The following is a 26,430-nucleotide window of genomic DNA, read 5'->3' as shown; positions in this document are numbered from 1 at the left end:
ATTTAGATCAGAAGAAAGAAACAAGGGGTGGGATTTTGTGAAATTTTTGAAAATCCACCCGCTTGTTTTTTGGGATTTAGGTCGCTAGCATCGCGACCCTACGTAGGGACGCCACGCTGGTGTCCTTTGGCATTTTTGAAAGGGAAAAACTAGGCGTTTTGTTCCGCTTTTTTAGTGGCAATAACTTGTTCAAGTTCTTCAATGGTTGGTGGAAAAATATCGTACCAATCAAATTTAAACACTTGCTCTTTCGCTTCGTTAAGGTTTTGTTCGGTAGGAATTCCGTCCCCCGACAACCCCGTTTCCGCATTCACCACAATAGCCGTTAAAGGTGGCAAGCCATTTTCATTACAAAAACGTGAAACAGGTTCTAGCATTGGACCTAAAACCCCCATTGCATTTTTGTGGAACATTAGATTTGATAATTTCTGATAGGTAATCGTTTGTCGATTCATTGCGATACCCACTAAAATTTGCCAAATTTGCAATGCCCTACTCAGCTGTTTATTCGTTTGAATTTCACTAAATTTTTTCATAAAAAGTTCCTTAATTTATTTTAAGCATCATTTATTAGATTCATTAAAAAGCTATTTTTTCTCTTTTGAGGTAGAGAACATTTTTTTACCATATTGCCACAAATAAGTATCAATTTGTCTGATGCTAAATTCTTCCAATCCGAAGTATTTTTGGAAGGCTAGCACAACTTCCTTAAACTTCTTATAATCTTTTAGATCAGTTCTTTTAAAGCTATAAAATTTCTCTACTTTATTTAACTCAAAGAGAATTTTATCTACAAAATTATCATAAATAGGAAAATCTTTATTATTATGCTGGCTACAATATTTAGTTGCAAAAGAATAAAAATCAAATTTCTTGTCTTTAATAATATTATGACGAATATCATCTACTACCGAAATATCGCCATTCTTCAATCTTTCGTCCACGTTTTCTAATGCCACGATATTTTTCGCCACACTATATGTCTGAAAAATATTGGTACTGTAAAAATCATTAAGGGTGGAAACTTTGAGTAATACATCACTCAACTTTTGATTGTTTGGCAACTGGGAAAATAATTGATGCAATGCTTCATCGTGAGCATCATATTTTTTCACCTCGTTTGAATGTTGCCATTTGTCCAAAAAGGCTTTAACCGATTGAGCGGTGGGTTTAGTTAATGTTTTTTCCATAATGTGTTCCTTATTTAACATTGAAAAAGAAAAGGTAAATCTTCTGAATTAAAATTCGGCTATAAAATTTCTACCGAATACGAATCTCACAATGAGGCAATTTAGCTTTTAATTGAATTACTTCGGCATCATTTTCATTTATTGTCTCTTTTGGTAGATAGAGTTCTTCCAAATATGTCAATGAAGCGAGTTTTGGTAATGCTTTTTCCGTAATTTGCGTGCCATCAAGATGCAATGAAACTAATTTCGTTAATTTACAAACTGCATCAGGAATGTCATCTAATGCCTTATTATGAGATAAATCAAGTTCTTCTAAATTTGGTGGTAACTTAACACCTTCAAAAGATTTAGCCGTTAATTCACTCTTATCAAACCGCCAGTATTTCAGAGAAGTTAATTCACTCAAATCAGGTAATGATTCTGTACAATTAGTAGTTAGCATTAATGTTTTTAAATTTGAAAGTGAGGCTAAATTTTCTAATCCTATAACCCCATTCTCACGCCGAATCACAAGCCCCAACGTTCTAAGGTTTAAACTTAGCCTTGGAACTTCAATAATATTGTTACTACATAAAGATAAATGTTCTAAATGGGGTATTTTTTCTAAAAATTCCCAGCATTGCTCAGTTAATTCATTACTCTTTATAATCAAACTTTCAAGACTTAAAAATCCCGCAGAACGAGTAACACTAATATTAGTATTAAACAACTCTAATACTTCTAAATGAGGAATTTTTCCTAAATACTCCCAGCTTTTCTCACTTAGCGGATTATCTCGTATATATAATTCTTTCAGTTTAACAAATTCCGCTGGGCTATCAACCTTAATATTAGTACCAGTCAATTTTAATTTTTCTAAGTTAGGAATTTTTCCTAAATTTTCCCAGCATTGTTCACTTAACGAATTATCTCTTATAGATAATTTTTTTAATTTAACAAGTTCATTGGGATAAGAAATATCTTGAATATGATTACCTTCCCCTATCCTTATTTCTTCAAAAACTGTATTGGCTGGAATTTCTGTCAATCCACAACTCCTAGCTTCAAAACATTTTAGCGAAGGTAAATAAGCCAATTGGTTAATATCTTCGGTACTTACCCCTTCCTTCCACTTAATCGTATCTAATCCTTCACCAAAAATTTCTGACCCAACGTAATAAGCAACAACTTCACTAATTTTTCCTGTACGGTCATACAGTTCATTCTTTACTTCAATCTTCCCTTTATCGTCTAATTTAAGTAGATCGCCAATATAAGGGGTATTCATCATCAAAACATATTTAAGTGAATCGGGTAATCCGCACCACCATTCCCAATCTTGATCAGAGATTATTTTTGCTTCATTGTTCGACATAATGGTTTCCTTGTTTTAGTTTAAAGGTTAGGGATTAAATAAATAACCATAGCATTTAAGATAATGCCAAATTACCATTTAGCTATAAAATTTCTACCAAATACGAATCCTACAATGAGGCAATTTAACTTTTAATTGAACCACCTCAGTATCATTTTCATTTATCGTCTCTTCTGGTAGATAAAGTTCTTCCAAATATATTAATGAAGCGAGTTTTAGTAACGCTTTTGCCGTAATTTGAGTACCACCAAGATGCAATGAAACTAATTTCGTTAATTGGAAAATGACATCGGGAATGTCATCTAATGTCTCATTACTTGATAAATTAAGTTTTTTTAAATTTGGTGGTAATAAAACATTCTCAACAGATTTCGATGTTAATTTATTACAAGCTATATCCAATTCTTCAAGTTCAGTTAATGAACTCAAATTGGGTAGCGATTCAATATCATTCCAACGCAAAGTTAGCATTTTTAAATTTGATGGCAATGTAACATTCTCAAAAGATTTAGCCGTCAATTTGTTGTACGATAAATCCAATTCTTTTAGTGAAGTTAAACTACCCAAATCAGGCAATAACTCAAAATCATTAAAACACAAATCTAGACTCTCTAAATTTGGTGGCAGCTTACCCCCCTCAAAAGATTTAGCCGTTAAGTCAATACTCGAAATAAACAATTCTTTCAGAGAAGTTAATTCACTCAAATCGGGTAATATACCCATATAATTAGTACATAGAGATAACTTTTCTAAATTTAAAAGTGAGGCTAAATTTTCTAATCCTATAATCCTATCCTCACACTCAATTCTAAGTGTCAACCTTTTAAGCTTTGTTAAACTGAGCGTAGGAACTTCGCTAATACCGCTACTCGTTAAATATAACTCTTCTAAATGAGGTATTTTTTCTAAAAACGCCCAGCATTGATTACTTAACTTACTAAACGGGTTATCTACTTCAAATATATATAATTTTTTCAGTTTGGCAAATTCCGCTGGACGATCAATCTTAATATTAGTACAAGCCAATTTTAATTCCTCTAAGTTAGGAATTTTTCCTAAATTTTCCCAACATTGATCATTTAATGGATTATGACCTATATACAAGCTTTTCAGTTTGACGAATTCCGTTGGTTCAGCAATATCTTGAATATGATTACCTTTCCCTATCGATATTCTTTCAAAAATTGTATTAGCAGGAATTTCTGTTAATCCACAATCATCAGCAATAAAACCCCTTAACGAGGGCAAATAAGCTAATTGATTAATATCCTCAGTACTTACCCCTTCCTTCCACTCAATCGTACCGAATCCTTTACCAAAAAGTTTTGACCCAATGCAATAAGCAACAACCTCACTAATTTTTCCTGTTCGGTCATACAAATCACTGTTTACTTCAATCTTCCCTTTATCATCTAATTTAAGTAGATCGCCAATATAAGGGGTATTCATCATCAAAACATATTTAAGCGAATCAGGTAATCCGCACCACCATTCCCAATCTTGATCAGAGATTATTTTTGCTTCATTGTTCGACATAATGGTTTCCTTGTTTTAGTTGAAAGATAGAATCTGAAATAAACGGTAAAAATTGATGAAAAAACCACCGCTTGCAACATAACTTTTTATTCACCACCTCGCCTTATTTTTAGGGTCTTGGCAAGCTTTGTTGAGTTGTTATGTCAATAACAACTCAAAGCAGTATACTGCTTTGGTTTTGTTGATAATTTGTTAAAATATTAGTTTGGTGTCGCTATGTTATTTAAAGGGAAAATCATTTTTGAAAAGCGACAGATTATGTCGAAAAATCGCCTCAAAAACTCTTTCAAATCAAGTTTTGGGGAAATCAAAGTGGGAAAATGTGGGATTCATTTTTTTGAAAGTAAGGTGTGGCAAGCGGTAGGATTTGTAAAATTTTTGAAAATCCACCCGCTTGTTTTTGAATTTGGGTCGCGAGCATCGCGACCCTACGTAGGGACGCCACGCTGGCGTCCTTTGGCATTTGCCCCCTTGCCACTTCCTCAATAAAAAACGGTAGCCTTGCCACCGTTTTTTGTTTGATTATTTCGCTTCTGCTTTCTGCTCTTTCGGCAATTTATACAACATATTTTTGTATAAATAACTGCCAAGCAAGGCGTGGGCGAGGGCTTCTTTTTTCATTGCTTCGGGTTGTTCTTTTTCAACCAACTGACGGGTGGTTAAATCGTAGCGGTAGCCTTTTGGTTCGGTGTTGGGCTGTAAGATGATCACATCTTCGCCTTTCATCATTGCTTGCGTTTGGTCGTATTGCATAAAGGCACGATTTGGGTTCACGTCTTTGGTGAGGTCGTAGCCGATCATTGGATATTCGCCGCTCACGCCTGCCAAGGAAAGCAAGGTGGTTGGAATATCAATTTGGCTGGCGAGGCGGTTATCGCGGCGTGGCTCGATCCCTTCCCCTAAGAACAAGGCTGGGATATGGAAATAACGGATCGGCACGAGGGATTCGCCTGCTACACGGGAATCGTGGTCGGCAATCACGAGGAAAACCGTGTCTTTCCAGTAGTTTGATTTTTTCGCCATTTCAAAAAAACGCCCCACCGCATAATCGGCGTATTTTGCCGTGTTGTTGCGGGTCGCTTTTGGCTGTTCGTAAAGCTCGATTTTTCCGTCTGGGAACTCAAACGGGTCGTGGTTGCTTGATGAAAATACGAGGCTGAAAAACGGCTGGTCGCCTTTTGCCAATTCGGTAAAGGTTTCATCCGCTTTCTCGAATAAATCTTCATCGCTCGCCCCCCAAGAGGCAAAGAATTTCGGATTTTTGTAATCATTTTGGTCGATGATTTTTTGGAAACCGTTGCCGTAGAAATAGCTCGCCATATTGTCGAAATGCTTTTCGCCACCGTAAATAAATGAGGTTTGATACCCTTGACGGCGTAAAAATTCGGCAATGGTAAAGAAGCCGTTTTGGCTTTTCGTCAATTTTACCGTTGAACGAGCTGGGGTTGGGGTAAAACCTGCTGTAACCGCTTCAATGCCACGCACCGAGCGAGTGCCTGTCGCATAAAGATTTTCAAGCAACCAGCCCTCTTTCGCCAATTTATCAAACTCTGGCGAGAGTGGTTTGCCGCCAAGCGTGCCGATAAATTGAGCGCCCAAACTTTCCTCTAATACAATCACGATATTTTTCGGCTTGCCTTGGTAGGTCGCTTTGTTGTAGGTCAAGGTTGGGATTTCGTCCGAAACATAGTCGGAAGCGGGGCGATTTTGGCTCTGTTTAACAATCGCCAACATCTCTTCCACCGGCATTTTGCCGTATTGTTCGGACGATTTATCTTCATTTTTGAGCTGTTGCACCGCAAATAGCACCGAATAGCCCGAATTGAGTACGAGGGTATTCACCAGCGGATCGCTGGAAAACGCCACCATTGCAGGGTTGATCGCACGGTGTCCGAGGGTGGAACGTCCGCCTGCCACCGTTGCTGCAATCACAAGCAAGGCAAGCACTGGTCGCCATTTCCAATTTGGGAAACGGATGTTTCGCGTTGCCCAGCCCGACAATTTCCAATAAACCACCACTGCAATCGCCGTTACCGCAAAGCTAATAATCACCGCTTCCAAATGCCCGTTAATCAACATCGTTGCCACTTCTTTCGGGTAAATCAGATACTCAATAAACAAGCGGTTTGGACGCAGATCGTAGGTTTGGATAAAGGCAGGGGTCGCCACTTCCATAAACAGGATAAAGACGCTCGAAATAGTTAGCCACAAACGCAGCACCACTCGCCAAATTTTGCCGAGCAGATTGTTATAAAACAGCAACGTGGTAAGCAAAGCTGGCACACCGAGTAGCCAACAGAGCGCCGAAATATCAATGCGTAGCCCCTGCGTAAACAGTGGCAACCAACCATTGACGGCAGTTACTCGCTCGGCTTGCCACAACGCCAGCCCCAAGCGAGAGAGAGAAAAGATCACCAAATTCAGCCCAATAAAGAACAGAATCGGGAACAGTAAAGAGCGGTTAGATTTTTGCATTTTTTGCAAAGCCTCATTTAGTCTAGTAAAGAAATTTTGTCGCCAACGCGTAGCACGCTCTCATTTTGAGGGATTAAATGCACCCCAAAAATAGGCTTGCCATTGGCGTTGGTATGTTGTTTTTCCAGCGTTCGGCGTGGGGATCAAGTTTTCTTATTGTTCGGACGATTTATCTTCATCTTTGAATTGTTGCACCGCAAACAGCACCAAATAGCCTGAGTTGAGAACCAATCTATTGACGAGCGGATCGTTTGAAAACGCCACTATTGCAGGGTTGATCCCACGATATCCGAGGATTGAACGTCCACCTGCCACCATCACGGCGATGACCAACAAGACAAGCACTGAACGCCATTTCCAATTTGGAAAGCGAATGTTTCGAGTTGCCCAGCCCGACAATTTCCAATATACCACTGTCGCCACAAGCGTAATCGCAAAAATGCTGATCAGCACCTCTAAATTCGGGCGGTCGAGGGTTTTAATATAGGCAGGGGTCGCCGCTTCCATAAATAGAATTAAGACACTAACAATGGTAAGCCAGAGGCGTAGCACCACCTGCCAAATCTTGCCGAGCAGGTTGTTATAAAACAGTAGCGTGGTAAGCAAAGCGGGTACGCCAAGCAACCAACAAAGAACGGAAATATCAATGCGTAGCCCTTGTGTAAACAGCGGTAGCCAACCATTGACGGCGGTAACTCGCTCAGCTTGCCACAAAGCCAGACCTAGACGAGAGAGAGAGAAAATCACCAAATTCAGCCCAATAAAGAACAGAATTGGGAACAGTAAAGAGCGATTAGATTTTTGCATTTTTTTGCAAAGCCTCATTAGTCTAGTAAAGAAATTTTGTCGCCCACGCGTAGCACGCCCTCATTTTGAGGGATTAAATGCACCCCAAAAATCGGTTTGCCGTTGGCGTTGGTATGTTGTTTTTTCAAGGTTCGCAGCGGTTCGGCTTGCGGATCAAGTTCCAGCGTTTGCAGGTTACGCGTAATCATTACGCAACGGGTGCAAGGTTCCGCCACCTGAAACACCACCTCGCCGATTTTAATTTTTTGCCAGCCCTCTTCGGCAAACGGCTCGCCCCCGTCAATCACTAAATTCGGGCGGAATTGTGCCATTGATAGCGGTATCGGCGACCAGCCTTGCACTTCGGCAAGGGAAGCAGTCGAGGCAAGCATTAACGGATTACTGTCGGCAAAACTGACAATATTTTGTCCATTTTTATGCGTGCGTGGCGAACGCTCACCCAGCCAACGCAGTTGTACCGCTCGCCCAAACAGCTCGCTCAACGCCTGATTGACCTCCTCACTCGCCACCCAGCTTTCAAACGCCGTCCCCCACACTTCGCAACCTTGCTGGCGTTGGAAATCGTGGTAAAAACTTTCGATAATCCGACCGCTTGTATGCTGAATAATCAGCCCCATTGGGGTCGGAAATGCGGCGAGTTCAAAGCAGGTCTTATCCTTGCGAGCGGAAATCATCTTGCCGTCTGGCTCGGTCAGCATAAATTCACGGTCGAAATTCAACCCCTGCCACCGCACCCACGCCTGCAACACCGAATACGCCTTAGTCGATTTAATCGGGTAAAGGTTCAGCTCGGAAAGATACATTTTTGTCCCCTTTTTTATAATGGAAATCAACAACTTACAAGGGGTGAGTTAAGCCAAAATTTGGCAAAATCCGCCCCCTTGCAATGGGCGAAAAATTATAGCACAAACTCTACCTTGCCAACCCCCTTTTATAGCGGTAAACTTCCCCCACTTTTTTCACAATTTCACGCACAAAATGGCAAAAAAACCGACCCCCGATTTTGAAACCACCCTCAAAGAATTAGAGGCGATTGTTACCCACCTTGAATCTGGCGATTTACCTTTGGAAGAAGCCTTAAACGAATTTGAAACGGCGATTAAATTAGTTCAGCAAGGGCAAGAACGCTTACAAAACGCCGAACAACGGATTCAAATTCTACTCAACAAAGACGCTAACGCCCCACTTTCGGACTACATTCCCTAATGAACTACTCTCTCTCGCAAGATTTAACCGCCATTCAAGGGCGAATCAATGATTTTACCGCCCGCAAATTAGACGAATATCAGGCTCACGGCTCGCCGTTAATTGAGGCGATGAAATATGCGGTGCTGCTCGGCGGCAAGCGGGTGCGACCGTTTTTGATTTACGCCACGGGCAGAATGCTGGGCGTGCCGTTGGATCATCTGGATCATTCGGCGGCGGCAATGGAAGCGATCCACGCCTATTCGTTAGTCCACGATGATCTGCCTGCAATGGACGATGACAAACTTCGCCGCGGTCAGCCAACCTGCCACATCGCCTTTGATGAAGCAACCGCCATTCTCGCTGGCGACGCCTTACAAAGTTTTGCGTTTGAGTTGATCGCCAACGATCCCTATTTGAACGACAGCCAAAAAGTCGCCCAATGCCGCACCCTCGCCACCAATGCAGGGGCAAGAGGAATGTGCTTAGGGCAAAGCCTTGATTTGCAAGCAGAAAATCGCACAGTTTCCCTCGCGGAATTGGAATTGATCCACCGTAACAAAACGGGGGCGTTAATTGAGGGGGCGGTGATGATGGGCTTTCACCTTTCCGCCCATTCGCAAAATTTAGCGATAAAACAACCGCTTGCACGCTACGCCCAAGCGATTGGCTTAGCCTTTCAAGTGCAAGATGATATTTTGGACGTGATCGGCGACACCGCCAAAATCGGCAAAACGGTCGGCTCAGACGAAAACCTCGACAAAAGCACCTACCCAAAACTGCTCGGCTTAGCAGGGGCAAAACAAAAAGCGGAACAACTCTACCAAACAGCCCTACATGCCCTCGCCGAACTGCCATTTGATACTACTGCTCTAAAAGCATTGGCGGGGTTTGTGGTGAAAAGGGAAAGTTAAAAATTTATAGTAAAAAGGGCTGAAGATAAAATCTCCAGCCCTTTATGAATAAAAGATTGGTTTACAATTAAATCGCTTTTAATACATTGACCATTTCAATTGCCGAAACGGCACACTCTGCCCCTTTGTTGCCCGCTTTTGTGCCTGCACGTTCGATAGCTTGTTCGATGTTTTCGGTGGTGAGGACGCCGAAAATGACAGGTACGCCCGTTTGTAATGCCACTGCACCGATGCCTTTGGCGGCTTCGTTGCAGACGTAGTCGTAGTGGGTGGTTGAGCCACGGATGACCGTGCCTAAGCAGATCACGGCATCATAACGTCCGCTTTTTGCCATTTTTTGTGCCACGAGGGGGATTTCAAATGCCCCAGGTACCCAAGCGGTGTCGATGTTGTTTTCATCTGCACCGTGGCGAACGAGGGCGTCAATCGCACCGCTTAATAGTTTGTCGTTGATAAAATCGTTGAAACGAGCGGTAACAATGCCGAATTTCAACCCTGTTGCAACTAAATTGCCAGTAATTTGTGCCATTTTTTGTTCCTCTGTAATGGTAATCAATTAAAAATTAAATAAGTGTCGCATTTTGGTTTGTTTAACTTTGAGATAGTCTAAATCGTGTTCAGTCGGCTCAACTTGGATTGGCTCGCGAGCTACAATATCCAAACCCAATGCGGTTAATCCCTCAATTTTGGCAGGATTATTAGTGAGCAAGCGGATCGATTTCACGCCTAAACTGCGGAACATTTGTGCACCGATGTGATATTCACGTTCATCATCGCCAAAGCCCAAGGCGAGGTTGGCTTCCACCGTGTCCATTCCTTGATCTTGCAATTCGTAGGCACGCAATTTGTTGATCAAGCCAATGCCCCGCCCCTCTTGGCGTAAGTAGAGCAACACCCCTCGCCCCTCTTGCTCGATTTGAGCCATTGCGGCGGCGAACTGTTGTCCGCAGTCGCAACGTTGTGAACCGAATGCATCGCCCGTTAAACATTCCGAGTGGATACGGCAAAGCACCTGTTCGCCGTCGCCGATCTCGCCTTTGACTAACGCAACGTGTTCTTTACCGCTGATTTTTTCTACAAAACTGTGAGCGACAAATTCGCCATATTTGGTCGGCATTTTGACCACGGAAATCGCTTCGATCAGATTATCTTTTTCACGGCGATACTCTTGCAGTTGCTGAATGGTAATAAACGGCATATTGTGTTCGGTGGCGAAAGCCTGTAAATCCGCCATTTTCATCATCGTGCCGTCTTCCGCCATAATTTCGCAGCACAAGCCCGCCTCTTTTAAGCCTGCCAAACGCACCAAATCCACCGTGGCTTCGGTGTGTCCGTTTCGCACCAACACCCCGCCCTCTTTGGCGAGTAACGGGAACATATGTCCAGGGCGGCGGAAATCGCTCGGTTTGGCGTTTTCGTCCACCAATTTCATTGCGGTGATCGAACGCTCAAACGCCGAAATCCCCGTGCCAGTGTCGATATGGTCGATCGAAACAGTAAACGCCGTTTCGTGGTTATCGGTGTTATGGCTGACCATTTGCGGTAGGTCTAATTTTTTCGCTAAACGAGCCGAGATCGGCATACAAATTAAGCCCTTGCCGTAAGTCGCCATAAAATTGATGTTTTCAGGGGTGGCGAACTCGGCAGCACAAATAAAATCGCCCTCGTTTTCACGATCTTCATCGTCCGATACCAAAATAATTCGCCCTTGTGCCAAGGCTTCGAGGGCTTGTTCTACACTTGAAAATTGAAACATTGTTCTTCCTTTTTACGCTGCCAAACCGCCTGACAAGCGGTCAGATTTGGCGAAATTTTGACTAAAAACCTGCTTTGGCTAAAAATTCTCGGCTAAGATTTGAGGTTGGCTGATCGTCTTTTTTGCCGAGCAACTGTTCCACATATTTGCCGATAATATCGTTTTCGAGATTGACGATACTGCCCACTTTTTTCGTGCCGAGATTGGTTTCCGCCAAGGTGTGCGGAATGATCGACACCCGAAAACTCTCTTGATCAACGTCCACCACCGTCAAGCTAATGCCGTCAATGGTGATCGAGCCTTTTTCGATAATGTAACGCAACAGTTTCGGCGAGGTTTTGATCCGATACCAAGTGGAATTATGGGCGGGGGTGATCTCGCTGATCTCGCCCGTGCCGTCAATATGCCCCGACACAATATGCCCGCCAAAACGCCCGTTCGCCGCCATTGCTCGCTCTAAATTGACGGGGCTATTCGGTTGCAAATCACCCAGCGAGGTGCGTTTGAGGGTTTCCGACATCACATCGGCGGAAAAATGGTTCGAGCCGAACTCGGTAACGGTCAAGCACACGCCGTTCACCGCAATGCTGTCGCCCAATTTCATATCGTCAAAAATGCGTTTGCCCGTAATGGTAAGCACCGCAAATTCGCCCTGTTTGTGGATTTTGCTGACCTTGCCCACTTCTTCAATGATGCCTGTAAACATTATTTTTCCCTCTGCGGTTGCACATCAAATTCAATCAAAATATCCGAACCAATCACGCTGATTTCAGGATTTTCCAGTTGTACGGCGTTGGCGAGTTCGCCAATCCCCTCGCCCCCAATCGGGCTTTTCGCCATTGCCCCGCCCACCAATTTGGGGGCAATGTAGCAATGCACTTTATTGACGATCCCCGATCGCAAAGCACTAAAATTAAGGCTCGATCCGCCCTCTAATAACAGACTGTCGATCTGCCGTTCGCCGAGCTTTTGCAAAAGATCGGGCAGATCTACCCGCTTGTTATCGGCTTGGGTAACGATAATTTCCACGCCATATTGCTGATAGGCTTGATGTAACGCCGTGTCGCCGTTGAGGGTCGCAATAATGGTGCGATATTGGTTCGCCGTTTGTACCAACTGGCTCTGCAAGGGGGTGCGAAGTTGGCTATCGCACACAATCCGCACGGGCTGTTTGGCGTTAGGCAGGCGACAATTCAACATTGGATCATCGGTGAACACCGTCTCGACCCCAACCATAATCGCACTATATTGGTGGCGAGTTTGTTGCACTTTTGCCCTCGCCTGTTCGCCCGTGATCCATTTGGATTGACCACTAGCGGTGGCAATTTTGCCGTCCGCTGTCATCGCATATTTCAGCAATACATAGGGACGTTGGGTTTGGATATAGTGGAAAAAAATCGGGTTGAGCCGATCACATTCCCCTTTCAGCACGCCCTCGACCACCTCGACCCCAGCCCCTTGCAACCGCTTCGCCCCTTTGCCGGCAACGAGCGGATTGGGATCGCTCGATCCGATCACCACACGCTTGATGCCTCGCTCAATCAGCAGATCAGAACAAGGTGGCGTGCGACCGTGGTGGCAACAGGGTTCAAGGGTAACGTAGGCGGTCGCCCCTGTCAGATCCACTGAACAATTTAAAATCGCATTGCGTTCCGCGTGAAACTCACCGTAACGGGCGTGGTAGCCCTCGGCAATCACCTCGCCATTTTTGACGATCACACAGCCCACTAACGGATTAGGGTTCGTCCAGCCTCGACCTTGTTCCGCAAGGGCTATCGCTTGACGCATAAAATCAGCATCGGTTTTCATTCGATTCTTTCAGATTTTTTTGACGCTTTGTTTTGACAAATGGGGGCAGGCAAGCGGTCGGATTTCACCAAATTTTTTTAAATTTGTGAGATCCAACAAAAACGCCTTGAAATCTTACGATCCCAAGGCGTTTAGTATAAAGATATAAAGGAAATGCACCTCTTTTTGATAGAGGTGTAAATTCGGCTTTATCTTCTTTCATCCAGACTGTACTGTCGGTACTGGAATTTCACCAGTTCCTGCTCGTGAGGGCAGATTATTTTTTCATTGATACGGCGTTCGTTCAAATTAAAAATAATCGTTCACTCATCAAGCTCGTGGACTTTACCACCGGTCGGGAATCTCACCCTGCCCCGAAGACTAAAAATTGGGTGGCATTTTGCGGTAAAACCGCCTTTTCGTCAAGTGATTACCCATAGAAATGTTAAAAAACTGTTATTTAAAATCTCACTTTTCTCGCCCGAAAACGTGCTACAATCATGCCACTTTTCGCCTCTTAAAAGGAATAATGATGAAAATTTGGCAAAAACTGACCGCTTGTGTGGTGGCAACCACCGCCATTATCGCCACCTGTTCGGCAAATCTATTAAGCATTAGCGAGCAAGAAATTAACCGCTATTTGGAAACCAAACTGCCCGAAAAAGCGAAATTGCAAGATAGGGTGGGCATTCCAAATTTGTTCCAACTGGATTACAAAATCAGCAATCTTGCCACGAAAATCGGGCAAACGGACGAAAAACGGGTGGAAATTGCGGGGATCATTGATGCGAATATCACGGCAGGCGGCAAGCAACGCCAAGCCCAAATTCAGCTCAATTTAGACACCGTGCCTTATTACGATGCCGAAAAAGGGGCGTTATTTTTGAAAGATGTTCGCCTCACTTCGTGGCAGGCAAATCCTGAAAAATACCAAAACGAACTGCAAATGTTCCTGCCTGTGGTGGCGGAAGGCATTGCGGGCATTTTAAACAGCACCCCCGTTTATACCCTTGATGAATCCAAAACCAAAGAGGCGTTGGTGAAAAAATTCGGCAAAGCGATTGTGGTGGAAAAAGGCGAACTGCGGTTAGAAACGGCAATTTTCTAAATTTTGTGAACTATGTCTAATTTCTGAACTTTGATCGTTGATCTTTTAACAATTCGTTCTACAATAAATCCGCTTTTTATTATTTTTAAAGGAGTAAACAGTATGGAAATCGGCATTGTTAAATGGTTTAACAACGTAAAAGGCTTTGGATTTTTAACCTCTGAAATCCTAGATTCAGACATTTTTGCACATTTTTCGGTGATTGAGGGCGAGGGCTACCGCTCGTTAAAAATGGGTCAAAAAGTCCAGTTTGAATTTACCCTAGGCGACAAAGGGGCAACCGCCACCAAAATTGTGCCAATCATTGAAAATTAACAAGAATAACAAAACGAAACGGCTGGTCTTGCCAGCCGTTTTTTATTTCGCTCTTAGGCTATTCGTGCTACTATTCGCCACTATTTTTCATTCACGTTTAATCATTACGCCAACCCTATGAAACAAATCGAACAGCTCTTTGCCAACAACCACGCTTGGGCAACCCAAATGAAAGACGAGCAATCGAACTATTTCCAAGAACTTGCCAATCATCAAAAACCGACCTACTTGTGGATCGGCTGTTCCGATAGCCGTGTGCCAGCGGAAAAACTCACGGGCTTAGGGCCGGGCGAGCTGTTCGTACATCGTAACGTGGCGAACTTAGTGATCCACACGGATTTGAACTGCCTTTCGGTGGTGCAATATGCGGTTGATGTGCTAGATATTGAACATATCATCATCTGCGGACACACCAACTGTGGCGGCATCAAAGCGGCGATGACCAACGAAGATTACGGCTTAATCAGCAACTGGCTGCTGCACATTCGCGATCTCTGGTTCAAACACAGCCACCTACTCGGCAAAATGTCGCCCGAGCAACGTGCCGATATGTTGGTACGACTCAACGTGGCGGAACAAGTGTACAATTTAGGGCGTTCTTCCATTGTAAAACCCGCGTGGGAACGGGGTAAAAAACTCTCAATTCACGGCTGGGTTTATGATGTAACAGACGGCTTTTTAAACGACCAAGGCGTAATCGCCACCAGCCGTGAAACCCTTGAAATCACCTACCGCAACGCGATTGCAAAAATCATCGCAGAAGTTGATGAAATGGTGGCAAATCAAGAAATTAAAACAAAAGAAGATACACTAAATAAATGAAAAATTCTCTTAATAAAAAAACCGATCTTTCGATCGGTTTTTTTATAATTTTAATATGAGAGATTATTGTGTCGCTTGGATTGCAGTGAGGGCAATGGTGTACACAATGTCGTCCACTAACGCACCACGCGAGAGGTCGTTCACTGGTTTACGCATACCTTGTAGCATAGGCCCGATTGAAACGAGATCCGCCGAGCGTTGTACCGCTTTATAAGTGGTGTTACCCGTGTTGAGATCTGGGAAGATGAACACGGTCGCTTTACCTGCCACTGGCGAGTTTGGTGCTTTTGAGCGAGCCACGTCTTCCATAATCGCCGCATCGTATTGTAACGGACCATCGATCACGAGGTCTGGACGTTTTTCTTGGGCGATACGAGTTGCTTCTTTCACTTTCTCAACATCTGCACCAGAGCCTGATGTGCCTGTTGAGTAAGAGATCATCGCAACGCGTGGATCGATACCAAAGGCTTTCGCCGATTCTGCCGATTGGATTGCGATTTCCGCTAATTGTTCTGCGGTTGGATCTGGGTTTACCGCACAGTCGCCGTACACAAGCACTTGGTCTGGCAACAACATAAAGAAAATAGATGAAACAATTGAGCTACCTGGTGCGGTTTTGATGATTTGCATCGGTGGGCGAATGGTGTTGGCGGTGGTGTGAACTGCACCTGACACTAAGCCGTCCACTTCGTTCGCTTCTAACATCATTGTGCCGAGCACCACGTTATCTTCAAGTTGCTCGCGAGCTACTACTTCGGTCATACCCTTGTTTTTACGCAATTCAACGAGGCGATCCACATAGTTTTCACGCACGCTGGCTGGGTCGATAATGGTAATGCCTTTGCCGAGTTGAACCCCTTGGGCTTCGGCAACACGTTGCACTTCATCTGGGTTTGCTAATAGCACACACTCTGCGATGCCACGTTCCGCACAAAGCACCGCCGCTTTCACGGTGCGAGGCTCATCGCCCTCTGGCAACACAATGCGTTTTTTCGCTTGGCGAGCAAATTCGGTTAATTGATAACGGAATGCGGCTGGCGAGAGGCGTTTTTCACGCACAGACGCACTTGAAATTGTGTCGATAAAGGCTGCATCGAATTGGCTTGAAACGTACTCTTTGATTTCAGTGATACGCTCTTTGTCGTCCACTGGCACTTCAAGGCTGAAACTTTGTAAGTTGAGGGCAGTTTGCCAAGTATTGCCTTCCACACGGAACACTGGCAAGCCGAGGTCAAAGGCACGCTGGCAAAGTTTAGCGATTTGGCTGTCGATTTTGTAACCGCCAGTCAATAGCACCGAACCGATTTCCACGCCGTTCATTGTGGCGAGGGAAGCAGCAACTAACACATCAGGGCGATCCGCAGAAGTTACCAGCAAACTACCCGCTTTAAAATGTTCCACCATATTCGGTAGGCTTCTTGCACAGAAGGTTACGCCACGGATACGGCGAGATTGTAACGCCCCTTCGTTGATGATTGAGGCTTGTAAATGTTTCACAAGATCAGTGGCACGGGTGGCGATTAAGTCCGCTTTCCACTCGACGCAAGCGAGTAGTTTAATCGGGCTTTTTGCAAATAGAGCTTCCACTTCCGCTACATTGTTTGAGCTGTGTTGGAATGAATCGAAAATTTCGGTTAAATCAGGGCGAGTGCGACCTGATTCGTCCACAGGGGCGTTGAATTTATTGACGATCACGCCGAGTAGGTTCGGGTTGTTGCGTCCGCCAAATTCTGAGGCTGCCGCTTCTACACGCTCTTTTAATTGAGCAGGTTTGTCTGACCCAGGGGCGGCAACAAGGATCATTTCCGCATCAAGGGCTTGGGCGATTTCGTAGTTAATGCTGTTGGCGTAAGAGTTTTTGCGGGTTGGGATTAAACCTTCCACAATCACAATTTCCGCATTTTTCGCCAACTGTTGATGGCGTTCTACGATTTTCTCTAACAGCACGTCCGTTTGATTTTGACCGATCAAACTTTCCGCCGCACTTAACATAAACGGCTCGCCTGTTTCGGTAGTTTGAGCGGCACGGATAATTGAGGTTGAGCGGTCGAGGGTATCTTCGCCACTAATTGGTTGGGCAATCGGTTTTAAAAAGCCGACTTTCGCCCCTTTTTGTTCGAGGGCGTGAACTAAACCGAGGCTGACGCTGGTTAAGCCAACGCCCGTGCTGGTTGGGATTAAAATAATCGTTCTTGACATTTTTTATTCCTTAATTGTCCCCCCCTCTTTGAAAAAGAGGCTGGGGGAGATTTTTCAAGCGATTAGATTTCGCCGAATTTTTACAAACGAAACTTTTGTAAGCAAAACTAACGCAAAAAGCCTACCACGAGGGTAGGCTTGGGTTTGATGAAATTATAACGCTAAACGTGCGGTATCTTGTGCGATCACCAATTCTTCATTGGTTGGGATCACAAACGCTGGGAAACTAGAATCCGCTGCGGTGATCTTACCTGATTTACCAAAACGAGCCGCAAGGTTCGCTTCGTGATCCACTTTAATACCGAACAGTTTTAAGTAGTTAAGGGTTAATTCACGCACAGGGCCTGCGTTCTCGCCGATACCACCTGTGAAAGTGATCGCGTCTAATTCGCCCATAATTGCCATATAAGCACCGATGTATTTCGCTAAACGATAGCAGAAACCGTCCATTGCACGTTTTGCAGCTGGATCTTTGTCGTAGTTATCTTCGGCGAAACGGCAGTCGCTGGTAACTTCGGTGAAACCGAGTAAACCTGATTTTTTCACAAGGATTTCTTCGATTTCTTTCACAGATTTACCGCAAGAATTGTGTAAGTGGAAGATAATCGCTGGGTCTAAATCCCCTGAACGCGTACCCATTACTAAGCCTTCGAGTGGGGTGAAACCCATTGAGGTGTCGATAGATTGACCGTTTTTGATCGCCGCCACTGACGCACCGTTACCTAAGTGGCAGTTGATGATATTGGTTTGCTCAACTGGCTTGCCAACTAATTTTGCCGCTTCTTGGGTGATGTATAAGTGGCTGGTGCCGTGGAAACCGTAACGGCGGATACCTTGTTCTTTGTAGAGTGAATATGGTAATGCGTAGAGATATGCTTGCTCTGGCATTGTTTGGTGGAATGCGGTGTCAAACACAGCAACGTTTTTATCTTTTAAGTGTGGGAACGCTTTTAACGCTTCTTCGATACCGAGCAAGTTCGCTGGGTTGTGAAGTGGGGCGAATGAAGCCACATCGCTAATGCCTTTGATCACTTCGTCTGTAATGCGTACTGATGAAGTGTATTTCTCGCCGCCGTGTACCACACGGTGTCCGATAGCTGAAATGCTGTCTTTTAATTCTTGGGTTAAGATTTTTGACACGATAAAGTTAAGGGCTTCACTGTGTGCCGCACCTGCACCTAAATCGGCTGAACCTTTCTCGCCGTTGAGTTTCCATTTGATACGAGCATCTGAAAGGGTTAATGCTTCGGCTAAACCTGAGAGGTATTCATCGCCGTTTTGTGGATCAAGGATAGCAAATTTTAAAGATGAGCTACCGCAGTTAAGGATAAGAATTAAGTTTTTTGACATTTTCAACACCTTAGTTGGTTTGTGAATAAAATGAACACACGAATGCGTGATCAGACTTGATAAGGATACACTTTTCAACGAATAAAATAAATTCTTAATCGCTACAAAATTTGTAAATTGTGAACGTTTCGTTAAAAAAATAGCAAAATTTAAGGGCAATCTTTCGACTGCCCTTAAACTTTGAATTATTTTACGCGAGAAACATATTCGCCTGAACGTGTATCAACTTTGATCACTTCGCCGATTTGAACGAAAAGTGGTACACGAACCACTGCACCTGTGCTTAATGTGGCTGGTTTGCCGCCTGTGCCTGCGGTGTCGCCTTTTAAGCCTGGGTCGGTTTCAACTACTTCTAATTCCACGAAGTTTGGTGGGGTTACGCTGATTGCAGAACCGTTCCAAAGGGTAACGATACATTCTGCTTGATCCACGAGCCATTTATCGTTGTCGCCAAGGGCTTTCGCATCTACTGAGATTTGCTCGAAAGTTTCTGGGTGCATAAAGTACCAGAAATCTTCATCTTTGTATGAGTAGGTGTAGTTGTAATCAACCACGTCAGCCGCTTCTACGGTTGAACCTGATTTGAAGTTGATCTCTAACACTTTGCCTGAAATCAATTTACGGATTTTGGTGCGGGTGAATGCTTGACCTTTCCCCGGTTTCACAAATTCGTTTTCAACGATCACACAAGGTTCGCCGTCTTGAATAAATTTAAGACCTGGTTTGAAGTCTGTTGTGCTGTAACTAGCCATTGTTATCCTCAAATAAATGATAATGTACCGCTTGCAAAGCGGCGTTTCACAAAAAGGCGTATATGATACCTCAAAATCGCTAATTTGGCGAAAAATCTGTAAAATTTTTCGTGATCGGCTATAATCTCGCAGCCCAATTCGGGTCAGTTTTTTAACGAAGGAATTAAGATGAAAAAGACGATTGTAGTTTCAATGGCGATTGCCCTTTCTCTTTCAGCGGTGGTTGAAGCCAAAGGTATGCGTGCCAGTGGTTCTCGCTCAATGAGCGTGGCTCGCCCTGTGGCGGCAAAGCCTGTTCAGCCAGCCCAAAATTCTGCCAATAAAGCGGATGCGACTTTTGCCAATACGCCAAATCAAGCGATCCCAAATAATGCGAACAATGCAGGCGGCAATCGTTTAGCCAGTTTCGCCACGGGTGCGGCGGCAGGTTATGTGATTAGCCAAGCCCTTGCCCCAAATCAAGCGGTGGCGAATGAAAACAACCCTGCTCAGGCTCAACAAGCGGTGGGTTCGGCTCAAAATTCTGCCAGCCAAGCGGTGAGCAGCGTGCCGACTTTCCAAAGCATCGGCGGTCAAGTTGATCCGTTCTTAGTGGAAAAAACAGACGGTTATCGCCGTTACTGCTTAAATGGTGTGCAATATCTTGCCGCCCCATTGGCTGGTCAAGCCGCCCCAATTTTAATGGTGAATAAAGACGGTTCGCCAGCCCAATGCCAAATCGCTCGCTAAGAGGTTGGATTGAGCGAATTTGTGATTGAAGTCGGCGAGGCAAAAGCGGCGTGGTTACAAGATTTAGCCGAAGCCTTTAATGATCCTGCCGACTTGTTGAAATTTTTAGACCTCGATCCCGCTCAATTTGAGCGGGATATTTTGGCTCGCAAATTGTTTGCGGTGCGTGTGCCTCGCCCTTTCGCTGAAAAAATGCGAAAAGGGGATCGCCACGATCCGCTGCTGTTGCAAGCCCTTTCCCACCAAGATGAATTTTTGCAAGCGGATAGTTTCGTTAAAGATCCGCTGGAAGAACAGCATAGCCCAGCCCCGAATATCCTGCATAAATATCACAACCGTTTGCTGTTTATGCTCAAAAATAGTTGTGCGATCAACTGCCGCTACTGCTTTCGCCGCCATTTTCCCTATCAAGAAATCAAAAACGGCAAGCAACATTGGCAGGCTGGGCTGGATTACATCGCCCAACATTCCGAATTAGAGGAAGTGATTTTGTCGGGGGGCGATCCGCTAATGGCGAAGGATCACGAACTTGATTGGTTTATCAGCCAAATTGAGCAAATTCCCCATATTCAAAGATTACGCATTCATACAAGATTACCCGTGGTGATCCCGAATCGGATCACCACCGAGCTTTGCCAGCGGTTAGCCCGCTCTCGCCTTAAAGTGGTAATGGTAACCCACATCAATCACCCCAACGAAATGGATACGATTTTTGCCGAGAAAATCGCTCAACTTCGCCAAGGGAATGTGGTGGTACTCAATCAAGCGGTGCTGCTCAAAGGGGTAAATGATAATGCTCAAACCCTCAAAGCCCTCAGTGAAACGCTGTTTGATTGTGGCATTTTGCCCTACTATTTGCATTTGTTGGATAAGGTGGAAGGGGCGAGCCATTTTTATCTGGACGATTCACAAGCCTTTGAAATTTATCAAGAATTACAACGGATTACCTCTGGCTACCTTGTGCCGAAATTGGCACGGGAAATCGCCCACCAGCCGAACAAAACCCTAATGGGCTAACCTTGCCCAACTCAATAAACGTGGAAGATAAAATGAATTTACCGATTGAATATCATTATATTGATAACGAAAAACAATTAGCCGAAGTGTGCGAACAGGCTCGCCAAGTACCTGCCGTTGCCCTTGATACGGAATTTATCCGCATCCGCAGTTTTTACCCAAAACTCGGCTTAATTCAGTTGTTTGACGGGCAAAAAGTCAGCCTGATCGACCCGCTTGCAATTGAGGATTTTTCCCCCTTTGTGGCGTTGCTTGCCGATCAAAAGGTGGTCAAAATTTTCCACGCGTGCAGTGAAGATTTAGAGGTGTTTCAGCACCGTTTCCAACAGCTTCCCCAGCCGATGATCGACACACAGATAATGGCAAATTTCCTCAATTTAGGCACATCATTAGGCTTTGCCAAATTGGTAGAACAATGTTGTGGCATTGCGTTAGATAAAGGGGCTTCCCGCACCGATTGGCTGGCTCGTCCGCTGTCGGAACAGCAGTTACAATATGCGGCGGCGGATGTGTGGTATCTGTTGCCTGTTTATCAACAACTAGCGGGCAAACTTGCTGAAAGTCGTTGGCAAACGGCGGTCGAACAAGAGTGCGAGGCATTACTGGAAAAATGCCGAACCGAGCAAGATTCCAATAAAGCCTATCTCGACATCGGCAACGCCTACCAACTTTCGCCAAAGCAGTTGGCGATTTTGCAAGTGTTAGCCAAATGGCGATTAGAAGAGGCGAAAAAGCGAGATTTGGCGTTGAATTTTGTGGTAAAAGAGCAAAGTTTGTTCCAAATCGCCAAAATCGCCCCAAATCACACTTCGCAACTGCTTGAATTTATGCACCCAAACGAGGTGCGGATTCACGGCAAAAAATTGTTGTGGTTGGTGGAACAAGGGCTGGCGGTGGCGGAAGAAAATTATCCCCCAGCGATTATTCGCATTGTCGATGAAATCGGCTACAAGCACGCTCTGAAAGCAATGCAACAAAAATTAAAAGAAATCGCACCCCTTGATCTTGCCCCTGAATTGATTGCAAGTAAACGTCAATTAAATCAACTGTTTAAATGGTACCGCAAAGGGCAAAATCCTGAAAAATTACCCGAATTATTAAAAGGCTGGCGAACCCCGTTCGGCGAGGCTTTCCGGAACTCGCTTTAAGTAAGTGGTAAGATTTTGCAAAAATTTAGAGAATCCCACCACTAGTGGGATTCAAAAAAGGGATACTGACTTAGTATCCCCTTTTAATTTTACCTAATAGCACATATTGGATATTTTTGTTTCAAGTTTTCACTTTGCTCTTTTGGAAATAGGATTTCCATATAACGCTAGTATGCATAAAATATCCTTCATTTTTAAATTCATTTAAAGGACGAACATCTGAAATACAATTATTCTCTAATCGTATCGAAGTTTCTCTTTCTAATTCTAGGAACATTGAAACATCTTAAATTTTATTATTCGACAGTTCAATAAAACTTAAATTAGGTAATTTTATTATAATTTAAATTAACAAATCTCTAAAATCATCATCTTGAGTGATTTCCCACCATTCTTTTTTCTTCAAAATTCATTGTTAAGTTCCTTATTTAAGAATAACAAAATCCTACCACTTGTTAAGCTTTAAGCAATAAAGCCACCGCTTCGCAGGCGATGCCTTCGCCTCGCCCTGTAAAGCCGAGTTTTTCGGTGGTGGTGGCTTTTACATTGACTTGGGTTACATCACATTGCAAATCCTCTGCAATGGCTTGTCGCATTTGGTCGATGTAAGGACGCATTTTCGGGGCTTGGGCGATAATGGTTACATCGACATTGCCGACTTTGTAGCCCTGCTCTCGCACTTGGCGATATGCCTCAATCAATAAGCCTCGGCTGTTCGCCCCTTTGTAAGCCATATCGGTGTCGGGGAATAATTTGCCGATGTCGCCGAGGGCGGCAGCACCGAGCAGGGCGTCCGTGAGGGCGTGCAGTGCCACATCGCCGTCTGAGTGGGCGAGCAAGCCTTTTTCGTAGGGAATGGTTACGCCGCCGATGATTAAAGGCCCTTGTTCGCTGAATGCGTGAACGTCAAAGCCGTGTCCGATTCTGATCATTTGGTTTCCTCTTCTGTTTGAGTTAAATAAAACGCCGCCAAGGCTAAATCTTCGGGGCGGGTGATTTTGAGATTGTCGCTTCTGCCTGCCACGAGTTGCGGGGTAAAGCCAGCCAGTTCCATTGCTGAGGCTTCATCGGTAACGCTCTGCCCTTTCTCAAACGCCGATTGTAAGGCTTGTCTGAGCAAATCCGCTCGGAAAAATTGAGGGGTGAGGGCGTGCCAGAGGGTCGAGCGATCTTCGGTGTGTAGAATGGTGTTGCCGTTGGCGCGTTTCATTGTGTCCACCGCAGGGGTGGCTAAAATCGCCCCGTTGTGATCGTCAATTTGCAAAAGTTTGTCGAGATCCGACCGCTTCAAGCAAGGACGAGCGGCATCGTGCACCAACGCCCACGCCTGATCGTCCACCACTTGCAAGCCATTAAACACGGAATCAGCCCTCGTCTCACCGCCAAAAACAAGCTGAATCTTGGGGGATTTAAGCAGTTCCAGTTCCGCATAGTAGGGGTCGGAGGGCGACACGGCAACGATGATTTTGTCGATTTGTGGGTGATCCAAAAACAGGCTGACCGTGTGTTCCAAAATGGTTTTGCCGTTGAGTGGCAAATACTGTTTCGGCACGCTTGCCTGCATTCGGCTACCTACCCCAGAGGCGGGAATAATGGCGATAATTTGGCGTTTTTTATGGCTCATCGGATTTTTTTCTCGTCTTCAATAATGCGATAAAACACTTCATCGCTACGCACCATTTCACGATCAAATCTGGCACGTTCTTCAAGGGCGTTTATCCCGTCTTTTAAATCTTTAATTTCCGCTTTCAATGAATGATTTTGAGCGGTTAATTTGGCGTTTTCTGCTTTGATTTGCTCGACTTTGTCTCGCATTTGTTGGTAATCAAACCAACCATTTTTGCCCCACACGCCGAGATAGGCGACATACACTAAAAATAGGGCTAAACAGATATTTAATAATCGCATTTCGTTCCTCTTTCCATTTTCCTTGCGACAAGCGGTGGGATTTTACCTTTTTTTCGCTCAAAAATAAAAAAATCTTATTGGCGATTTCTTCGGCAAATAATTTGATCTGGCTCAAATTATCGCCGATTTTGAGCCGACCAATTTTCAAAAATTTGAACTACTTAACATTTTTTTTTGAAAAAGTTGGTTAGAATACGCCCGAATTTTAATCTTTCACACTCACTAAGGGGACAACTATGTTAAATCGTGTTGAACGTGAACTTGCTGAATTAGGTATCACAAATGTTAAAGAAATCGTTCACAATCCAAGCTACGAGCAACTTTTTGAAGAAGAAACCAAACCCGAATTAGAGGGCTTTGAGAAAGGTCGCTTAACCACTTCGGGGGCGGTTGCCGTTGATACGGGCATTTTTACGGGTCGTTCGCCGAAAGATAAATTTATCGTGCTAGACGAAAAAACCAAAGACACCGTGTGGTGGACAAGCGAAGCGGTAAAAAACGACAACAAACCGATGAATCAAGCCACTTGGCAGAGCTTGAAAGACCTCGTAACCAAACAGCTTTCCAACAAACGCCTGTTTGTGATTGATGCGTTCTGCGGTGCGAACAAAGATAGCCGTTTAGCGGTGCGAATTGTAACGGAAGTGGCGTGGCAGGCTCACTTTGTGAAAAATATGTTTATCCGCCCAAGCCAAGCAGAATTGCAAGATTTCAAACCTGATTTCGTGGTAATGAACGGCTCAAAATGCACCAACCCAAATTGGAAAGAGCAAGGTTTAAATTCGGAAAACTTTGTGGCGTTCAACATTACTGAGGGGATTCAGCTCATCGGCGGTACTTGGTACGGCGGCGAGATGAAAAAAGGGATGTTCTCAATGATGAACTACCTCTTGCCACTGAAAGGCATTGCCTCAATGCACTGCTCGGCAAACGTGGGCGAACAAGGCGATGTGGCGGTGTTCTTCGGCTTGTCTGGCACGGGTAAAACCACCCTTTCCACCGATCCAAAACGTAAATTGATCGGCGATGATGAACACGGTTGGGACGATGACGGCGTATTCAACTACGAAGGCGGTTGCTATGCGAAAACGATCAACCTCTCGCCAGAAAACGAGCCTGATATTTACGGGGCGATCAAACGTGATGCCTTGCTCGAAAACGTGGTGGTGCGTGAGGACGGCTCAATCGACTTCGCAGACGGTTCAAAAACGGAAAACACCCGTGTTTCTTACCCGATTTACCATATCAACAACATCGTTGAACCCGTTTCCAAAGCAGGACACGCGAAGAAAGTAATCTTCTTAACCGCCGATGCGTTCGGGGTGTTACCACCTGTTTCAAAACTCACGCCAGAGCAAACCAAATACTACTTCCTCTCTGGCTTCACCGCCAAATTAGCAGGCACGGAACGTGGCATTACCGAACCAACCCCAACCTTCTCGGCTTGTTTCGGGGCGGCGTTCCTTTCACTTCACCCAACCCAATATGCGGAAGTGTTAGTGAAACGTATGGAAGCCAGCGGTGCGGAAGCCTACCTCGTGAACACAGGTTGGAACGGCTCAGGCAAACGCATTTCAATCAAGGACACCCGTGGTATTATTGACGCAATCCTTGACGGCTCAATCGAAAAATCTGAAACCAAACAGTTACCGATTTTCGATCTCGCTGTGCCAACTTCGTTACCGAATGTTGATCCAGCCATTCTCGACCCACGCGACACCTACGCCGATCCAGCACAATGGCAAACCAAAGCGGAAGATCTCGCCCAGCGTTTCGTGAAAAACTTCGAGAAATACACCACCAACGCTGAGGGCAAAGCATTAGTGGCGGCAGGGCCGAAAGCGTAATGAATAATTGGGTCGCAAGCATTGCGACCCTACGTTCTGTCGATGAAAAATTGTAGGGACGCCACGCTGGCGTCCTCTTATTTTTTCGCAATGAGCTTAATTGTTAGGCTAAATACAAGGGGTAAGATTTTTTAAAAGATCCCACCCCTTGTTTAAGATTGTTAGGGCGGATATAAAATCCGCCCCTACGAACGATTATTTGCTCGAACAAAAATCCCCCCGTCATTTTG

The 26,430-nt window shown here is 44.6% G+C and carries 26 protein-coding genes, 1 pseudogene and 1 riboswitch; of the genes and pseudogenes, 10 read left to right on the top strand and 17 right to left on the bottom strand.

All coding sequences use genetic code 11. The features are described 5' to 3' along the window. Positions 1-149: 149 nt before the first annotated feature. From B0187_RS01210 to B0187_RS01195, 4 genes are all read right to left on the bottom strand, one after another. A complete protein-coding gene (locus B0187_RS01210; protein ID WP_078236025.1) occupies positions 150-536 on the bottom strand; it encodes a hypothetical protein in 387 nt (128 codons plus the stop codon). Positions 537-587: 51 nt separating this feature from the next. Then, the gene (gene dag1, locus B0187_RS01205) at positions 588-1,190 is read right to left on the bottom strand and encodes a Dag1 family anti-phage DNA glycosylase (RefSeq protein ID WP_211272696.1); all 603 of its coding nucleotides are present in this window, start codon (positions 1,188-1,190) and stop codon (positions 588-590) included. Between the two features lie 70 nt (positions 1,191-1,260). Continuing rightward, positions 1,261-2,544 (bottom strand): leucine-rich repeat domain-containing protein, encoded by a 1,284-nt coding sequence (locus tag B0187_RS01200; RefSeq protein WP_078236021.1) that lies wholly within the window; start codon positions 2,542-2,544, stop codon positions 1,261-1,263. A gap of 93 nt (positions 2,545-2,637) precedes the next feature. Further along, positions 2,638-4,080, bottom strand: coding sequence for a leucine-rich repeat domain-containing protein (locus tag B0187_RS01195; protein WP_078236018.1), 1,443 nt, complete (start codon positions 4,078-4,080; stop codon positions 2,638-2,640). A gap of 216 nt (positions 4,081-4,296) precedes the next feature. On the opposite strand from B0187_RS01195, the gene B0187_RS10150 reads away from it, so the two are divergent. Then, entirely contained in the window at positions 4,297-4,569 is a 273-nt protein-coding gene (locus B0187_RS10150) for a hypothetical protein (RefSeq protein WP_143413743.1), read from the top strand. A gap of 33 nt (positions 4,570-4,602) precedes the next feature. Here the strand turns inward: B0187_RS10150 and B0187_RS01190 are convergent, their stop codons facing one another. From B0187_RS01190 to B0187_RS01180, 3 genes and pseudogenes are all read right to left on the bottom strand, one after another. Continuing rightward, positions 4,603-6,555 (bottom strand): LTA synthase family protein, encoded by a 1,953-nt coding sequence (locus tag B0187_RS01190; RefSeq protein WP_078236015.1) that lies wholly within the window; start codon positions 6,553-6,555, stop codon positions 4,603-4,605. A gap of 156 nt (positions 6,556-6,711) precedes the next feature. Then, positions 6,712-7,362, bottom strand: a pseudogene (locus tag B0187_RS01185) (LTA synthase family protein); the annotation flags it as partial. Between the two features lie 17 nt (positions 7,363-7,379). Continuing rightward, positions 7,380-8,165 carry an MOSC domain-containing protein gene (locus B0187_RS01180; protein WP_078236013.1) on the bottom strand — a complete coding sequence of 262 codons (786 nt, stop codon included), beginning with the start codon at positions 8,163-8,165 and terminating at the stop codon, positions 7,380-7,382. A gap of 175 nt (positions 8,166-8,340) precedes the next feature. Here B0187_RS01180 and xseB point away from each other — a divergent pair, with 175 nt between their 5' ends. Then, the gene (gene xseB, locus B0187_RS01175; protein ID WP_078236011.1) at positions 8,341-8,568 is read left to right on the top strand and encodes an exodeoxyribonuclease VII small subunit; all 228 of its coding nucleotides are present in this window, start codon (positions 8,341-8,343) and stop codon (positions 8,566-8,568) included. Further along, entirely contained in the window at positions 8,568-9,461 is an 894-nt protein-coding gene (gene ispA, locus B0187_RS01170; protein ID WP_078236009.1) for a (2E,6E)-farnesyl diphosphate synthase, read from the top strand. The genes xseB and ispA overlap by 1 nt, the downstream gene beginning before the upstream one ends. A gap of 67 nt (positions 9,462-9,528) precedes the next feature. Here ispA and ribH read toward each other — a convergent pair whose 3' ends face one another. The 4 genes from ribH to ribD form a co-directional block, all read right to left on the bottom strand. After that, the gene (gene ribH, locus B0187_RS01165; protein WP_078236007.1) at positions 9,529-9,990 is read right to left on the bottom strand and encodes a 6,7-dimethyl-8-ribityllumazine synthase; all 462 of its coding nucleotides are present in this window, start codon (positions 9,988-9,990) and stop codon (positions 9,529-9,531) included. Positions 9,991-10,017: 27 nt separating this feature from the next. Then, a complete protein-coding gene (locus B0187_RS01160) occupies positions 10,018-11,217 on the bottom strand; it encodes a bifunctional 3,4-dihydroxy-2-butanone-4-phosphate synthase/GTP cyclohydrolase II (protein ID WP_078236005.1) in 1,200 nt (399 codons plus the stop codon). Between the two features lie 61 nt (positions 11,218-11,278). Continuing rightward, positions 11,279-11,923: a riboflavin synthase gene (ribE, locus tag B0187_RS01155; RefSeq protein ID WP_078236003.1), complete on the bottom strand. Its 645-nt coding sequence runs from the start codon at positions 11,921-11,923 to the stop codon at positions 11,279-11,281. Beyond that, a complete protein-coding gene (ribD, locus tag B0187_RS01150; RefSeq protein WP_078236001.1) occupies positions 11,923-13,026 on the bottom strand; it encodes a bifunctional diaminohydroxyphosphoribosylaminopyrimidine deaminase/5-amino-6-(5-phosphoribosylamino)uracil reductase RibD in 1,104 nt (367 codons plus the stop codon). Before ribD ends, ribE begins: the two co-directional genes overlap by 1 nt. A 186-nt stretch (positions 13,027-13,212) precedes the next feature. Continuing rightward, positions 13,213-13,391: riboswitch (FMN riboswitch) on the bottom strand. A 146-nt stretch (positions 13,392-13,537) separates the two neighbouring features. Here ribD and B0187_RS01145 point away from each other — a divergent pair. From B0187_RS01145 to can, 3 genes are all read left to right on the top strand, one after another. Continuing rightward, the gene (locus B0187_RS01145) at positions 13,538-14,113 is read left to right on the top strand and encodes a YceB family lipoprotein (protein WP_078235999.1); all 576 of its coding nucleotides are present in this window, start codon (positions 13,538-13,540) and stop codon (positions 14,111-14,113) included. 102 nt (positions 14,114-14,215) lie between these two features. Further along, positions 14,216-14,428: a cold shock domain-containing protein gene (locus B0187_RS01140; protein ID WP_078235997.1), complete on the top strand. Its 213-nt coding sequence runs from the start codon at positions 14,216-14,218 to the stop codon at positions 14,426-14,428. 117 nt (positions 14,429-14,545) lie between these two features. Next, positions 14,546-15,250, top strand: coding sequence for a carbonate dehydratase (can, locus tag B0187_RS01135; RefSeq protein WP_078235995.1), 705 nt, complete (start codon positions 14,546-14,548; stop codon positions 15,248-15,250). A 63-nt stretch (positions 15,251-15,313) separates the two neighbouring features. Here can and pta read toward each other — a convergent pair whose 3' ends face one another. The 3 genes from pta to efp form a co-directional block, all read right to left on the bottom strand. Further along, entirely contained in the window at positions 15,314-17,449 is a 2,136-nt protein-coding gene (gene pta / locus B0187_RS01130; protein ID WP_078235992.1) for a phosphate acetyltransferase, read from the bottom strand. Positions 17,450-17,602: 153 nt separating this feature from the next. Further along, on the bottom strand, positions 17,603-18,799 hold the full coding sequence (locus B0187_RS01125) for an acetate kinase (protein ID WP_078235989.1): 1,197 nt from the start codon (positions 18,797-18,799) through the stop codon (positions 17,603-17,605). A 185-nt stretch (positions 18,800-18,984) separates the two neighbouring features. Then, positions 18,985-19,551, bottom strand: a complete 567-nt coding sequence (gene efp / locus B0187_RS01120) for an elongation factor P (protein ID WP_078235987.1) — start codon at positions 19,549-19,551, stop codon at positions 18,985-18,987. A 168-nt stretch (positions 19,552-19,719) separates the two neighbouring features. Between efp and B0187_RS01115 the strand changes: the two genes are divergently transcribed. Genes B0187_RS01115 through rnd form a run of 3 tightly spaced genes read left to right on the top strand, consistent with a single transcriptional unit; the run spans position 19,720 to position 22,445 of the window. Further along, positions 19,720-20,280: a hypothetical protein gene (locus B0187_RS01115; protein WP_078235985.1), complete on the top strand. Its 561-nt coding sequence runs from the start codon at positions 19,720-19,722 to the stop codon at positions 20,278-20,280. A 9-nt stretch (positions 20,281-20,289) separates the two neighbouring features. Next, on the top strand, positions 20,290-21,297 hold the full coding sequence (gene epmB, locus B0187_RS01110; protein ID WP_143413742.1) for an EF-P beta-lysylation protein EpmB: 1,008 nt from the start codon (positions 20,290-20,292) through the stop codon (positions 21,295-21,297). Positions 21,298-21,329: 32 nt separating this feature from the next. Continuing rightward, a complete protein-coding gene (rnd, locus tag B0187_RS01105) occupies positions 21,330-22,445 on the top strand; it encodes a ribonuclease D (protein ID WP_078235982.1) in 1,116 nt (371 codons plus the stop codon). 455 nt (positions 22,446-22,900) lie between these two features. Here the strand turns inward: rnd and ispF are convergent, their stop codons facing one another. From ispF to ftsB, 3 genes are read right to left on the bottom strand one after another with little or no spacing between them, the layout of a single operon-like run. Then, positions 22,901-23,377: a 2-C-methyl-D-erythritol 2,4-cyclodiphosphate synthase gene (ispF, locus tag B0187_RS01100; protein WP_078235979.1), complete on the bottom strand. Its 477-nt coding sequence runs from the start codon at positions 23,375-23,377 to the stop codon at positions 22,901-22,903. Beyond that, the gene (gene ispD / locus B0187_RS01095; RefSeq protein WP_078235977.1) at positions 23,374-24,069 is read right to left on the bottom strand and encodes a 2-C-methyl-D-erythritol 4-phosphate cytidylyltransferase; all 696 of its coding nucleotides are present in this window, start codon (positions 24,067-24,069) and stop codon (positions 23,374-23,376) included. Before ispD ends, ispF begins: the two co-directional genes overlap by 4 nt. Continuing rightward, on the bottom strand, positions 24,066-24,353 hold the full coding sequence (ftsB, locus tag B0187_RS01090) for a cell division protein FtsB (RefSeq protein ID WP_078235975.1): 288 nt from the start codon (positions 24,351-24,353) through the stop codon (positions 24,066-24,068). Before ftsB ends, ispD begins: the two co-directional genes overlap by 4 nt. 236 nt (positions 24,354-24,589) lie before the next feature. Here ftsB and pckA point away from each other — a divergent pair, with 236 nt between their 5' ends. Beyond that, on the top strand, positions 24,590-26,200 hold the full coding sequence (gene pckA, locus B0187_RS01085; protein WP_078235973.1) for a phosphoenolpyruvate carboxykinase (ATP): 1,611 nt from the start codon (positions 24,590-24,592) through the stop codon (positions 26,198-26,200). Positions 26,201-26,430 lie beyond the last annotated feature (230 nt).

The organism is Haemophilus paracuniculus, assembly GCF_002015115.1.
Classification (GTDB): domain Bacteria; phylum Pseudomonadota; class Gammaproteobacteria; order Enterobacterales; family Pasteurellaceae; genus Haemophilus_E; species Haemophilus_E paracuniculus.
Note: the sequence above shows the minus strand (reverse complement) of the source record. Positions and strands in the feature narration are given on the sequence as shown.